The 14,122-nt window shown below is 52.2% G+C and carries 11 protein-coding genes; 6 read left to right on the forward strand and 5 right to left on the reverse strand.

Translation table 11 applies throughout. The annotated features are described in order from the left end of the window. The first annotated feature begins 152 nt into the window (after positions 1 to 152). Positions 153 to 293, forward strand: a complete 141-nt coding sequence (ykgO, locus tag IAE39_RS00420; protein ID WP_117139605.1) for a type B 50S ribosomal protein L36 — start codon at positions 153 to 155, stop codon at positions 291 to 293. Positions 294 to 808: 515 nt separating this feature from the next. Here the strand turns inward: ykgO and IAE39_RS00425 are convergent. The 3 genes from IAE39_RS00425 to IAE39_RS00435 all read right to left on the reverse strand — a co-directional run bounded on the left by IAE39_RS00425 (position 809) and on the right by IAE39_RS00435 (position 4,400). After that, entirely contained in the window at positions 809 to 1,645 is an 837-nt protein-coding gene (locus IAE39_RS00425; RefSeq protein ID WP_201198380.1) for an ABC transporter ATP-binding protein, read from the reverse strand. Beyond that, the gene (locus tag IAE39_RS00430) at positions 1,642 to 3,225 is read right to left on the reverse strand and encodes an ABC transporter permease (protein WP_201162927.1); all 1,584 of its coding nucleotides are present in this window, start codon (positions 3,223 to 3,225) and stop codon (positions 1,642 to 1,644) included. The genes IAE39_RS00425 and IAE39_RS00430 overlap by 4 nt, the downstream gene beginning before the upstream one ends. A gap of 131 nt (positions 3,226 to 3,356) precedes the next feature. Beyond that, positions 3,357 to 4,400: a LysR family transcriptional regulator gene (locus IAE39_RS00435; protein WP_201198382.1), complete on the reverse strand. Its 1,044-nt coding sequence runs from the start codon at positions 4,398 to 4,400 to the stop codon at positions 3,357 to 3,359. Between IAE39_RS00435 and IAE39_RS00440 the strand changes: the two genes are divergently transcribed. Continuing rightward, positions 4,371 to 6,659, forward strand: coding sequence for a TonB-dependent receptor (locus IAE39_RS00440; protein ID WP_268932981.1), 2,289 nt, complete (start codon positions 4,371 to 4,373; stop codon positions 6,657 to 6,659). The genes IAE39_RS00435 and IAE39_RS00440 overlap by 30 nt on opposite strands. A 17-nt stretch (positions 6,660 to 6,676) precedes the next feature. Then, positions 6,677 to 7,744 (forward strand): ABC transporter substrate-binding protein, encoded by a 1,068-nt coding sequence (locus tag IAE39_RS00445; RefSeq protein ID WP_201198386.1) that lies wholly within the window; start codon positions 6,677 to 6,679, stop codon positions 7,742 to 7,744. A gap of 33 nt (positions 7,745 to 7,777) precedes the next feature. Here the strand turns inward: IAE39_RS00445 and IAE39_RS00450 are convergent, their stop codons facing one another. Continuing rightward, complete coding sequence (locus IAE39_RS00450; RefSeq protein ID WP_328825411.1) at positions 7,778 to 8,689, reverse strand: formylglycine-generating enzyme family protein; 912 nt, start codon at positions 8,687 to 8,689, stop codon at positions 7,778 to 7,780. Positions 8,690 to 8,821: 132 nt separating this feature from the next. On the opposite strand from IAE39_RS00450, the gene IAE39_RS00455 reads away from it, so the two are divergent. The 3 genes from IAE39_RS00455 to IAE39_RS00465 all read left to right on the forward strand — a co-directional run bounded on the left by IAE39_RS00455 (position 8,822) and on the right by IAE39_RS00465 (position 12,124). Then, on the forward strand, positions 8,822 to 10,258 hold the full coding sequence (locus IAE39_RS00455; RefSeq protein ID WP_201162931.1) for a sulfatase-like hydrolase/transferase: 1,437 nt from the start codon (positions 8,822 to 8,824) through the stop codon (positions 10,256 to 10,258). Between the two features lie 53 nt (positions 10,259 to 10,311). After that, positions 10,312 to 10,773: a MarR family winged helix-turn-helix transcriptional regulator gene (locus IAE39_RS00460; protein ID WP_157973387.1), complete on the forward strand. Its 462-nt coding sequence runs from the start codon at positions 10,312 to 10,314 to the stop codon at positions 10,771 to 10,773. Between the two features lie 109 nt (positions 10,774 to 10,882). Then, positions 10,883 to 12,124, forward strand: coding sequence for an OprD family outer membrane porin (locus IAE39_RS00465; protein ID WP_201198388.1), 1,242 nt, complete (start codon positions 10,883 to 10,885; stop codon positions 12,122 to 12,124). A 368-nt stretch (positions 12,125 to 12,492) separates the two neighbouring features. On the opposite strand, the gene IAE39_RS00470 is transcribed toward IAE39_RS00465, so the two are convergent. Continuing rightward, a complete protein-coding gene (locus IAE39_RS00470) occupies positions 12,493 to 13,584 on the reverse strand; it encodes an IS630 family transposase (protein ID WP_201198390.1) in 1,092 nt (363 codons plus the stop codon). Positions 13,585 to 14,122: the final 538 nt, after the last annotated feature.

Raw genomic sequence — 14,122 nt, forward strand, 5'->3', positions numbered from 1 at the left:
AGCAGTCGGCTGTTTCGGGAACTGAGTCATCGTTGCATGACAAGTGGCTTGGCCTGCAGTAATCAGAACCGATGAGGGGGGGATGAGGGTGAGGCTTGTAGTCGAGAATGATTCGCGTTAACATAATGTTATCACATAACAGGAGTGGCGCCATGCAAGTTCTTTCATCGCTCAAACAGGCCAAGAATCGCCATCGTGACTGCCAGATCGTGAAGCGTCGAGGCAGGATTTACGTGATCTGCAAATCCAACCCGCGGTTTAAGGCTAGGCAAGGTGGTGTCAAGAAAAAATAAATTCTTGAAAAATGTCGAGCCTCGTTTTTGTAGGCTGACAACTGCGCTCGCTGTTAGCTTCGAGCGCGGTTGTCGGTCAACTGCAGTGTGCTGAGGCTCCATCAGCTGGGCGGCGGGTGATCAGTTTCTGATGTGATCTGTTTTAGTGGTGATGCGCTTAACCGACAAAGCTCAGAGAGCAGGTTAGCCGCGAGTATCGGAAAGCCGTTGCAGTAGAAATCTCCGGTCGTAAACCCCGCACGGCAAAGGTCGTCAGGCCCTGGCCACCAAAGTTAGCTCGACCAACCCCACCCGCTAGTCCAGAGATTCTTGCAGTGGTGTTGCACCTATGTCCTGCGCTACGTTTTAGCGTGGAGCTTCGCCCGAAATCATCCTCTTGATGACGCCCTGATCGCGCTCGACGGATTGAGTATCCCGTCCCGATAGAGCCCCTGGGCACGTAGCAATCATCTTTTTCATAGACGGTTTAGGTCGCATCTCTACGAGGACACCCTTAGAAAGTTATTTGGTGGCGGCTAGAGGGCGATGGCGCTCGGCGATAGGCTTTCGAGTCGACGAGTCTCGGCTGCGTACGCCTCATCGCCTGTCATCGTGTACAGCAGCTCCTTCTGTAATCGATGAAATTCAAATGGAGTGCGCTCTCTTGGGTGTGCTTCACAAACCTTTATCACCTTCTGAATCCTTCCCGGGCGAGGGGCCAGTAGAATAATCCTGTCGGCGATATAGATAGCTTCCTCTATATCATGGGTCACCAGAATGGTGGTAATTCGAGACTCCGCTCTGATCCTAAGAAGTTCTTGCTGCATCTGCGTGCGAGTATTGGCGTCTAGGGCACCAAATGGTTCATCCAATAGCAAGATGCGCGGACTACTCACAAGTCCTCGTGCGATGGATACGCGCTGAGCCATCCCCCCCGAGAGCTGGTGGGGATAGCTGTCTGCGAATCCATCCAGCCCAACTAGCCTCACATGATCAGCAATTTTCGACTGTCGTTCTTGTGGACTCAGTTGGTCATTCAGCAGTCCCAACTCGATGTTCTTGGCTACAGTTAGCCATGGAAACAAGCGGTGCTCTTGAAAAACCATGCCTCGCTCTTGCTCGATGCCCTTAACCGGGCGGCCTTTAACACAGATTGACCCTTCGTAGTCTGTATCCAGTCCAACGAGCATCCTCAAAAGCGTAGACTTGCCGCAGCCACTTGATCCTAAGAGAGCAATCGACTCACCTTCAGCGATGTCCAGCGTGAAGTCATCAAGCGCTAACAGATCACCTTGGGTGGTCTTGAATTTTTTTCTGACATTTTTGAAAGAAACAATAGCCGTGTCGCACGCAGCATTGATTGATGAATTCATTTAAATCTCCAGCGCGATGCTAGCTTCTCAATTTTCATGCCTAGCTTATGAATTACGGCGCCCGTTAATCCGATTAAGATCATTGCTGCCATGACATCGTCCATTCGGAATAGCTGTTGTGCGGCAATCATGTAACTTCCTATTCCAGAAGTCGTGGTAATAAAGTACTCCGCGCCGATAGTGGCAAGCCATGCATAAATCAAAGATACCCGGAGTCCGCTGAATATGCTGGATAATGCACCGGGAAGAATGAGCTTGGTCATTCTATGCCACAAACCCAGCCGCAGAACGCGAGCAGCCTCATTCAAATCCATAGACAGGTTCGCGATTCCAGTCTGAGTGGCTACATAGAGAGGAGAGAAGCACGCGAGTGCTATGAAAGCAATTTTAGATGTATTTCCTAGGCCGAACCACGCGGTAATTAAAGGAATCCATGCGAAAATTGCGACGTGACGGATAACCGAGAGCGTTGGGCCGCAGGCATGTTCTACTACCTGCTTCATGCCCAATAAAACCCCAACGATAATTCCGAAGCTACCACCAACGGTTAGGCCAATTAGCGAGAAGCGCAAGCTCTGAGCAAGCGATGTGGCCATATTCCCCTCGGTAAGCCCATGCCACAAGGTGATAAAAACCTTGTTGGGATGGATAATGATGTTAGGGTTGACTGCACCTGCAGCCGACACGGCGTACCATGCTGTTAGCATTAAAACAGGAATAATCCAAGGCTCTATATTTTCAATACCAATCAGTGATCGCCGTTTCAACTCTAACGCACTCGGTTGAGGCCAGTGTATGCAATGCTGATCAATCCAACGGATTCCACGATCCATTACAATACCGATCACTGCGACCACGCAGATACATACCAGCACAATGTCCAGCATAAACAATTGGCGGCCCCACACCATGAGGTAGCCCAAGCCGTCGCTTGAGGCTAGTAGCTCTACTGCAAGCAGTGACGACCATGCGGTACCAAGGGCCGTCTTGCATCCTGCGAGGACGGAGGGCGCCATCGCCGGAATGATGAGGTACCTTAGTCTTGCCCACGGCGATAGGCGAAGAACTGCTGCCGCCTCCTGGAGTCGTGAAGGGATGTCCCGCACTCCCATAGCGGTATGGAATGTCATGGGCACAATCACCGCCTTCATGACGACGACTATTTTGAGCGTCTCTTCGATGCCGAACCACAGCATGAAAAGTGGAATCCACGCCAGCGTTGGCACTTGGGCCAGTGCTGAAAACGTGGGGAGAAACAAGCGTTCTGCTCGTTCACTCAGACCTATCAATGTACCCAGAAGTACACCCACCAAGAGGCCAGAGGTCAGGCCTAAAACCAGTCTACGAAGACTGATCAAAATGCTGGCCACCAGGTCTTGTTGTGCAAGATCCAGTGCTGAACTCCAAACCACGGACGGTGAAGGTAGAACCTGGCTGTTCAACCAATCGTAATGTGATGCCAGATGCCAGAGTATTACTATGGCTAGCGGTAGTATCAAGGGGGACAACGAGTGCGCGCATTCCCCGAATTTGAACAACCTGCTTCGAATGGGTTGGTCTTGCGGTATTGAAATAGACATCTTTGCTGCCTGTCTGACTAGGCGGGCGACTGGGAAGTCGGGCCGAGAAGGTGATCGAACACTGTATGGCGCGATGCTCTGGTGCTCAATTGCCTTCAGCGCATGTTGACATGCACGGCTTGCATAATTCTTCAGTGCGGAACTTGATCGTAATCTTGCAGTAGTTGTATGAATGTCTGCCTTAGAGGAGTTGTCATTGTTCCCTTCAGTGAAATAATTCCATTTAAGATATTTCTGTCCTGCTGCGCCCCCTGGAAATCACTGGGCTCGATAACCCGGAGCAATCTTTTTTGAATATTATCTTCTATCATAGGGAGCAGGGCTGAGCAGCCAATGGTGTGTGAGTTTAGACTGATATCCATAATGGAGTAGCCGTTCTCGCAAAGTAAGCTCGGTATGTAGTCCGGCTCCGATAGGTAGCTGGACAGTAACTCCCTAACGCCAAGCGTACAGCCGATTGGATATTTCAAGATGTTGTATTTGTTTGGCGTTTCTTTGAATACTGGATGTTCAGCTTGAGCGTATAAGCACCACTTTCTTGGCGCAAGAGGTACTATTTGGTGGTTCTTGTCATCTTCAAAATAAAGTGTATTGCTTATGAAGAAGTCTATTTCGCCGCGGTTAAGTTTTAAGCTCAGTTCATTCCACTTGTCTACAACAAATCGAGCCTTGGCATGTGGGTGATTCTGCAAAAGTTTTGCGATTGCTTTAGGTACTATTGAGGCAGCCGCTACTGGGCCACAACCGAAATTCAAAACGGATTGAGCATTGCTGTTAAAGGCAGCAATCCTAAATGCCAGTTCGTCTGATTTTCTTAGAATCTCATTGGCGTAATCCAGCAGAACTTTGCCTTGCTGGGTAGGTGGAAGCCCTTTCTTTTCTCGGTGAACAAGATCACAACCCACTTGATGCTCTAAAGCCTGGATGCTTCGGCTGAACGCGGGCTGTGACAAATTAACAGAATGGGCTGCAAGCACAAAGCTTCGGTGATTAATTAACGCAACGAAATGCCGCAAGTTTCTCAGTTCGAAATGCATCGTGTGCATACCCCTATAAGCCATACGCATTTGCGCGGGAATTGCTCGAATTTTAACCTCAAATAACAAATATTCACAACGAGCATCTTTTTTATTCCCTGGGGATATATGCATATACAGCATCGGTTTAAGTGTCATCTGCTTTACTGGTCGGTCGCACTGGCTTACACATGGCAAGGTGCTTCTGTGTACGCAGACGATTTACCGATTTCAAAGCCAGAGGCAAGAGATGACTCCACGCTGTCCACGGTGGTGGTGAACGCACGGCGCCGTGATGAGGCGGCTCAAGACGTGCCTGCGCCGATGACGACGCTGACCGGCGAGCATCTTCAGGACAATCGTGTGTCTGCGATACAGGACATTCAGCAACTTGCTCCTAGCGTCAACATGCCATTTTGGCACGCAGCGCAGAGCAGTCTGTCCATTCGTGGTATTGGCAACAACCCGAGGAACGACGGACTGGAAGGTAGCGCAGCCGTCTACATCGATAACGTGTATCTCAGTCGAACAGGCATGGCAGCCTTCGACCTGCTGGATATCGAACAGGTGGAAGTCCTGCGGGGAGCGCAAGGTACGCTGTTTGGCAAAAACAGCACGGCGGGCGTTGTGAACATCCGCACCAAGGCCCCGACCTTTTATCCCGAGAACCATCTCAGTGTGTCCACGGGCCAGTATGGATTGAAGGAGTATCGAGGAAGTTTCTCGGGGCCACTCACAGATGCTGTTGCTGGTCGCATTTCCCTTAGCCGCAGCGAGACCGATGGTTTCATCAAGAACGTCCACGACGGAGATTACCAAGGCCGCACCCGACAGGGCATTCGAGGGCAATTGCTGTTTGAGCCTGACGATGACTTCAGCTTGAGGCTGATCGCTGAGTACAACGATGAAGACCTCGACCTCACTCGTTCATTTTTGAGTTTTGGGCCACTGGCGAGCACCCGGGCACGATACACCAGGGTAGGTGCGCAAGACCCCATCACCGACCCTAAGAAGCTAAAGGTCAATACGGACGGTAGAAACGGGAGCAAGGTATATCAGAATGCTCTCTCGGCTGAAGCCAACTGGAAGCTTGACAGAGGCTACTCTCTGACTTCTATCAGTGCTTGGCGGTTGTGGCAGTTCGATCCCTACAACGACGACCTCACCACCGCACCGGTATGGACGAACATGGGAGCGTCCGCCAATGCATCGCAGTTCTCCCAGGAAATCAGGCTCGCCTCGCCAAAGGATGACACGTTCGAATACGTCGTAGGCGCTTACTATTTCAAGGGTAGCGTCGGAAACAATCTGTTCTACAACTACGGCCCTCAAGCAGATGCCTGGTTTGGGCTACCTGTCGGGGCGCTGAGTAATGTCAGTTCTAAAATGCCTTCGAAGGTGTCCACGGACAGCTACGCCGTATTTGGCCAGGGCACTTGGCACTTGAATCCCCAGTGGGATTTGACGCTTGGATTACGAGGTACCTATGAAGAAAAGACGGGGAGGGTCAAACGTTATGAGCCCACCGGCGATTCGGTAACCGGTGCTGCGCTGGCTGCGAGGAATGCACGATTAGGGGCTTACGACTCCGGAAATCTGAAGATCTCGGGCAGCAGTCCATCTGGGATGGCATCGATAAGCTACAAGGTTAACCCGGATCTGATGGTTTACAGCAGCCTCACGCATGGCGAGAAATCAGGGGGCATCAACCCTTCACTACCTGGCAACGGTGCCTCTTCACTGCTAATCGGCCCTGAGCGTGCCAATGATGCGGAGCTAGGCTTCAAAAGCACGCTTTGGGGTGGGCGAGTGAGCTTCAACGCCAATCTCTTCTGGTCATGGATCACTGGCTACCAAGCGACTGCTTGGGATCGTGAGGCCAACACCAGCTATTTGAGTAACGTAGGCAGCATGCGAAGCAGGGGCATCGAGTTCGAGACCACCGTCATGCCAATCAAAGGCTTGACGCTTAATGCCAATGGTTCGTTTATCGATGCCATTTACATGGACTACCAGGACGGCCAGTGCCCGCCGGAAACGCCAGGTACTACCTGCAACCTGACTGGCAAGCGTGTATCCGGATCCCCCCGTCAGATCTTCAACGCCAATGCTCGATACCAGTGGGCGCTCGACTCCGGTATCAGGCCCTATCTGAATGCCTCGTATTCATACAGGGCGAAAAGCTTCGGTACCGGCGACGATTCAGATTATGGCGTGATCCCGTCCTATAGCCTGACCAACCTATCCGGAGGTGTTCGTATTGATGACGGGGACGCTCAATGGGATGTCTCGCTGTGGGTGCGAAACGTGTTCGACAAGTTCTACTACACCAGCGTGGCGACTGGGGCAGGCAACATCTTCGCGGGTACGATAGGTGATCCTCGCACCGTCGGTGCCACCGTGTCTTACGATTTTTGAAAAGTAGTGAATCGACGATGAAAAAGTATGTGTTGAAGTCAAGAAAGCTAATAGTCGCAAGCCTACTCATCCTGTTGAGCGGCTGGCTCTCTCCCGTAGCGTTTGCTGCGCCACCACCAACGGTCATTAGGCTCGCGGCTCCGGACAACGGTCTCGGGGGTAAAGAGCACTTCAACGGTGGTGTCGCGGATGTGCTTGTCTGGCGGCAATTGTTGGAGAAGGAGTTTCAGGAGGATGGCATCAAGGTGGAATGGCAGTTTTTCAAAGCTGCCGGCCCAGCGATCAATGAGGCCTTGGCGAACAAGCAGGTTGATTTTGCTTTCTACGGTGACCTTCCTGCGATCATTGGTAAAGCAAACGGGTTGGATATCACTCTCCTAGCGGCGACTGGCCGCCAGGGGAATGCTTATCTAGGGGTACGGCAAGGACTTGATGTCAAGTCATTGCACGACTTGAAAGGCAAGACACTTGCGGTTTTTCGAGGCACCATCTTCCACTTGTCTCTGGTGAATGCGTTGGCATCCGTGGGGATGACCGAGCGTGACCTGCGAGTCGTCAACATGGATCTTGCCGCGTCCACTGCAGCACTTTCCACCGGTCGGGTTGATGCTGTATGGGGTTCAAGCAATTTGTACGAACTGCAGGACAAGGGGCTTGCCTACGTTGCACTGTCCAGTGGAGATCTCGGTGGAGTAGGGGGCGTACAAAGCGTTCTGGTTGGGAGCAAAGAATTCTTGGCCAGCTATCCCGATATCACTCGACGCTTGCTGAGAGTCTTCGCTGGTGCCTACGACTGGATCAGCGTTCCATCGAACCGCCAAGTGTACCTGAGCGAGGCTGCACGTCGATCCGGGTTTACGCAGGAACAGGTTGATCGCGCAATGGGCACGCTGAGCTTTAGGGATATTCTTCAGCCAGATCTGGATGCGCCTTTCATTGAATCGTTAGATCAGCAGGTATCGCTTGCCAAAGAAATGCGCTTGATCAGGAAGTCGTTCAATGCCGCAGATTGGGCTGACACAAGACCACTACTCGAGGCCAAAGCGCTGCCTAGCGCTGACATCGTCAAGGCGATATCTCAATAGGGGGTAGAAGGGCCCCGAACGGGGCCCTATCTATCAGCTGACCACGCACCTGAAACCAATATGACTTGTGGGGCTATCGATTGACTGTGGGTGTCGCGCTGCGGGTCGATACCTCTTGCAGTAATTAGGTGCGCACAGATGCGATCCGCCTTTGAGTACTTTCCTGGGCACCGGCGCAGGGTCGAAGGGGTCAAGGCTTCTCCGTTTTAGCACTTCCTCTGTCGAGCAGCATGATCGCATGGGCTGGGCGGTGTGAATGTTCCACCAGTCACTCGTCCACTCCCATACATTCCCAATCATATCGACCAGGCCATAGCCGTTAGAGGGGAAACTGCCAACAGGCGATGTTCGCAGCCAACCATCGGTCAATTCATTTTCATGAGGGAAGGCGCCTTGCCAAAAGTTGGCCATCATCGCGCCGCCTGGGGCTAGCTCACCCCCCCAAGCGTACTCAGCGTCCGCCAAGCCACCTCGTGCCGCAAACTCCCACTGGTCTTCCGTCGGCAGGGTCTTCCCAGCCCACGTTGCAAAGGCAAGCGCATCTTCATAAGCGATGTGTACGACTGGGTGGTCGAGCAGGTCATCAATGCTACTTCCGATACCCAATGGTGCCTTCCAGCACGCACCGGGGCTGTACTCCCACCATGTGTCCGAGTTCGCAGTAGGTTGAACAAAAACAGCTGAACCCGCGCCCGGGTTTGAGTCACATGCATCGGTCGGGTTTTTCTCGGCAAGGGTGACAAAACCGGTGGCGGCCACAAACGCTTCGAAATCCCGATTTGTGACTGGACTGCGATCGATCCAGAACGCGGCCACTGTCCTTTCCTGCCGAGGGGCCTCTTCGGGGTAGAAACTGTCGCTGCCTTTCAGGAATCGGCCTGCTGGAATAAAGCACATTCCCTCCGTCGACCCACGAGAAATGGATAACTCATCGCTTAGCGTCATATCGAATAACCTCAATCTAAACAGTTATTTGCACATGCATATGCATCTGCATATATTTGTAACATAGCGGAATGGCCGTCGCGGGTGAAGCCCTAACGGCGCCGTATTCATAGTCACCTACCTGAGGTAAGCATGAGCGAAGAAAAGGACGCCCCTACATCCAAACGACCCAACGTGGTCATCATCATTGCGGACGATATGGGTTACGGGGATCTGTCTTGCTACGGCAGCAAGCTTGTAGAAACCAAGCACATCGATAGCATCGCTAAAAAAGGCGTAAGGTTGACCGCCGGATACGCCTCCGCTCCGCTGTGCAGCCCCTCGCGCGCGGGCTTGATTACCGGGCGTTACCAGCAGCGCTTTGGGTTCGAGCAGCAGGTTTCATCTGGAGCGTTCCCTGAGCGGCACCCTGTTCGAAACGCTGATGGTTCACTTGCGGAACTACAGGGTGAGGCGGAGTTTTTGCGACGAGGAATCCCTAAGTCGGAAAAAAACATCGCCGAGCTCTTCAAGGCAGCTGGCTATAAAACCGGTGCGATCGGGAAGTGGCACTTGGGACACGGAGCAGAATTCCTCCCGCAGAATCGCGGTTTTGATCACTCGGTAGTGTTTTACGGCAATACCAGCCTGCAATCTACAAATCCTGACGATCCAGACATGTTCAGTCTCAAGGTCGACTTTCACGACGAAATACCGGACACCGCCTGGACACGGGAGGGGCTGAATGAAATTCGCGAAAACGGCGAAATTATCGATATCGACCAGTACCTGTTGTTCTACTTCCGAGACCGGGCAGAGCAGTACATCAACGAGAACAAGGATGAACCCTTCCTCCTGTATTTCGCAATGAATTCGCCGGTACCTCCGCTTCAGGTACCTCGCCACTACTTCGATTCATTGAAGGAAACGATCCCTAACATCGCCGTGCGTGGCTACAACGCCCTCTTGCTGGCGCAGGATGACGCCGTAGGGGCGATTTTGGAAACGCTTCGAAGAAATGGGCTTGAGGACGACACCATCGTGGTGTTTGTGAGTGACAATGGCACGGCCACGAGCCGCCCGGGCAGCAATGCTCCTTTCTCTGGGGGCAAGTTCTCTACGTGGGAAGGGGGCATTCGCATGCCATACGTCATGCAGTGGCCAGGCCAGATTCCAGCTGGCCTCATTTTCTCTAAGCCAGCTTCTACATTGGACATTCTGCCGACGGTAGCAGCTGGGTGCGGAGTCTCGACTGAACGCTCGCAGCCCCTCGATGGCGTAGATTTGTTGCCGTATTTCAAAGGTAATGTCGAGGATGCGCCCCATGAGGCCCTTTTCTGGAAACTTGATGGCTATTCTGCAGTAAGGGTTGGTAAGTGGAAGCTCTATCTTGAGACGCTCGAGGAGGTCGCGATGTTGTTCGACCTCGAAGCAGATCCACAGGAGCTGAACGACCAATCAGCAGAGCAGCCTGAGGTTTTCGAGGCCCTCAAAGCGCGCTATGAGGCATGGGAAGCCAGTTTGCCGCCCAGAGCTTGGACAAACTATTACGGGGGTTTCCGTCGCAAGGTAGGTTTACAGGGGCGTTGAGTTATGAAGGCTAACACACTATAAAGGCTAGTTTGACCGATATGAGTCTGACAATGACTGCTAACCATGAAATCCTCAATGAGCTGCAAGGCCTTAATCTTGCTGAGTTCTTGCCACACCGGTTGGCTGTCTTGTCCAGGCTCGCGCAATCGCTCCTTGCCTCCGAGCTTGCCCAATTCGACATGTCTATCTCTCACTGGCGAATTTTCCTTTGCTTAGCGAAGAACGGGCCGTCAACTGTCAATGGAATCGCGGATTTCACCAAGATTTCTCAGTCAGCGTTGAGTCGCGCTATTTCGAAACTTGATGAGCGTGGATTCGTTTGCAAAACTAAGAATCCGGAGGATCGCAGGCTGGCCGCGATATCTATCACAGAAGAAGGGTTGCGTCAGCTGAACTTAGCAATCGCGACTATCACCGCGACTTGGGATTCTTTGCTCGTCGAGCGGGGCGTTAATAAAGGTGCTTTTCTCGATACGGTCAACGACATAATTGTTCGCCTCGGTGGCGACTAGATCGGGAACTATAGTAAGCACTTAATTTTTTAATCTTGCCGCTGGCCGATAGGTCGGTGGCTTTCGTTCGCCCGGAATTTGTTTGGCGAGCGGCATCGTTGGAACTCACATGTACCGTACCTTCCAATCTTTAACACGTTGCCTGCTTGTGTTTCCTTTGCTTGCGCAAGCTGCATCTGCCGATACGTTCGATGACAGTAAGCTAGTATTGGACTTTAGAAATTTCTACATGAATCGAAATTTCGTAAATGATAAGGCGCCAATATCAAAACAGTATAGCTGGTCGCAAGGTGTGCTCGGAAAATTCTCATCGGGATACACTGACACTCCCGTTTCGCTTGGGTTTGATCTCAATGCTCAGTATGCACTTCGCCTTGACTCTTCGGGGAATGATGGCTCATTACCGTTTGGCAATGATTCAAAGAAGACCACGCCGAGTTATGGTAGGGCCGGTGCGACGCTCAAACTTAGGTACAATCAGACTGATGCTTGGATAGGTGATCAGCAGCCCAATTATCCAATCATGGGTAGTGAGACATCTCGACAATTGCCGTCAGTGGCGCAAGGTGCTGTGGTGCAGAACCGCGACCTGGAAGGTCTGACACTCACTGGAGGGCGCTTCTGGTCTCAAGTAACCCGAGAGTCCTCAGAGCACGCAGAACTATATTTGATGAATCAAAGCAAAGGAAGTGCGAGTGATGATGGGCTGGATTTCTTCGGCGTTGACTACGATGTAAGCCAAAATTTCAGACTCAGCCACTGGCAATCTGTTTTGCATGATATTTATAAGCAGCGTTATGTGGGGGGGCAGACTCGGACACACTTTGGTGAGGGGAAGGTGCTGGGCTTTGACGTCCGACTCAACGATTTTCGCGCGGATGGAGATCGTCGAGTTGGGGATATCGATAATAGGAACTATGGTGTCGGGCTAAGCCTTACCCAGGGAAACCATCTGATTGGAGCAACGTATCAGAGGATGTTGGGACAAACGGGATACCCTTTACTCAGCGGTAACACAGATGTCACTGCTTTGGTAGGGTGGTCTTCACTCGGCTTCATCCGACCCAATGAGCACTCTTGGTCAATTCGTCATGTCTACAATATGGCTGGAATTGGCCTGCCTGGAGGTCGGTTTTTTACCCGCTTTAGCAAGGGCACGCAGATTGATCGCGGAGCTGGCTTAGCGAGGGACAAAGAGACGGAAACTGATTTTATTGCTGATTATGTATTTCAGACGGGGGCCTTGAAGAACCTCGCGATACAGCTTCGCTACATACCGATTAGACAAAAGTATGGATCGGATGCTGATACTATTCGCTTTAATGTCAATTATTCCTGGCATGTTTTTTGATGGAGCACGGCTTGATACGCTCTCTGAGGCAGCAGGAGTCGAATACACTTTTGACCAATGGCCATTGAAATCTTTGTCTACCGCAGGATGGCGAGCGACATCTATCGGCTGTTGACGTGCCTAAGATCCTGGTTTAGATGCTCCAGCCTTAATGACCGCACGACCGATGCTAACTCGTTGGGTATTTCCATTGTGACTGCCAGGGCGTCAAGCGTCGGGGCAGGATCATCGTAAACGACACCTTCCAGCCTCACCGTTGCGGCACTGAATCGAGTATCGAACTAAAGACGGTCTGCTAATTGTCTCGCAACATTTTGATCACTTTGGAAGAGCCGGTCAGGGGGACGGCCCGCTAGTGCCCTGAGCGCTTAATTCATTAGCTTATTTTTTATCACGCTCAGCTTTGCCATATGTACGGAGCTGATGATGGCCGCTGCCGTCTTGCTCCACTTGAATGGCTTGGCCGAGTGCTCGTTATGAGCAGTAATGAACTGGCGAATCGCGACTTTTAGGTCAGCAACACTGGTGAAGACACCTCGATACAGCGCCCGTCTCTCCAGTTGTGAAAACCAGCACTCCACCGCGTTCAACCAAGACGCACTGGTCGGTGTGAAGTGCAACTTGAAGCGTGGATGCTTTTCCAGCCATGCCTTGACTGCAGCGGTTTTGTGGGTCGAGCTGTTGTCCAGGATCACATGGAGATCCAGCTCGGCAGGTGTGTTGTTATCAATCTGCCGGAGAAAATCCAGAAACTCCTTGGCCCGGTGCCGCTGGGTTATCCGGCCCATTACTTCACCGGTCATGATGTCGAACGCGGCGTATAGGCTCGCCGTGCCATGGCGCTTGTAATCATGGGTGCACCGCTCAATCTGTCCGGGCCGAAGTTGCAGCATTGGCTGAGTACGATCCAGCGCCTGGATCTGAGTTTTCTCGTCAACCGAAAGCACCATGGCATTGTCCGGAGGTCTGAGGTAGAGCCCGACGACATCAATGACCTTCTCTGCGAAGTTCGGATCGTTACTGATCTTGAATGTCTTTAATCGGTGCGGTTTGAGATCGGAGGCAGCCCAGATTTGCCGGACTTGCCAGGTGGTAACGCGCGCGTACTTGGCCATCAACCGGACGCTCCAATGCGTTGCTTCTTTCGGCACCCGGTGAGTGGTCAGGGTCAGGATTTCCTTGATTTTCTCAGCACCCAGTTTCAAGGGCTGACCGCTACGCGGCAGGTCGCTCAGGCCGTCGATACCCGACTCCAGGTAGCGTTTTCGCCACTTGAACACCGTTGGTGTCGTGATCTGTAACTGATCACAGATGGCCAAGGGCGTCACCCCTTGAGCAAGCAAAAGTAGTATCCGCGCCCGCTGAGCGAGGCACTGCTCCAGCGTACTCATGCGTAACCAACCTTGAAGCGTGATGACGTCGGCGGGTTGCAGTGCAAAAGGAGCAATGGGTCGAGGCATGCGTATAACCAGCTCGGGTAAGGGCCGCACAGTATACCGTTGCGCGTTAGAAAACGAACTACCCGCTCACGACACTAGGAGGGCTGCCTGCTGTATTTTCGTGGCCAGATACGATGACTTCGACCCGGAGTCATGAGCCCTTCGTCCTTAGGCTTCTGGATAGCGACAGCCTGTTGATCTAAGCAAATCGCTTACTGTGCCCCGGGAGATGGCGCACTCTCCGTGGGGCCTTTTCAGCCCGATTTTCTTACTTATATGCGACATTACGGTCAAAAAGGCGACGACTTTAACCTTCACCCCCTATAAAATTTTTTTGCGGGACGGAGTTGTTATATTTGAAGGCAAACAAAAAAGCAGCGCATTTTGCCCCACCGATTTTTCCCAGAAAAAACTCGATTTCTGACGCCTTTGCTGTTGCTGCTGCTCTGCTTCGAATCGTGTTGAACTGACCTTCTCCATGCCCCCCAGTGGGGGGCATTGGGGGAGTCGCCCTTTTGGCCGAAGGCCACTGCTTTTGACTTTGGGTTCAAAAATTTTC

The sequence above is a fragment of the Pseudomonas sp. S37 genome (assembly GCF_016658545.1).
GTDB lineage: Bacteria > Pseudomonadota > Gammaproteobacteria > Pseudomonadales > Pseudomonadaceae > Aquipseudomonas.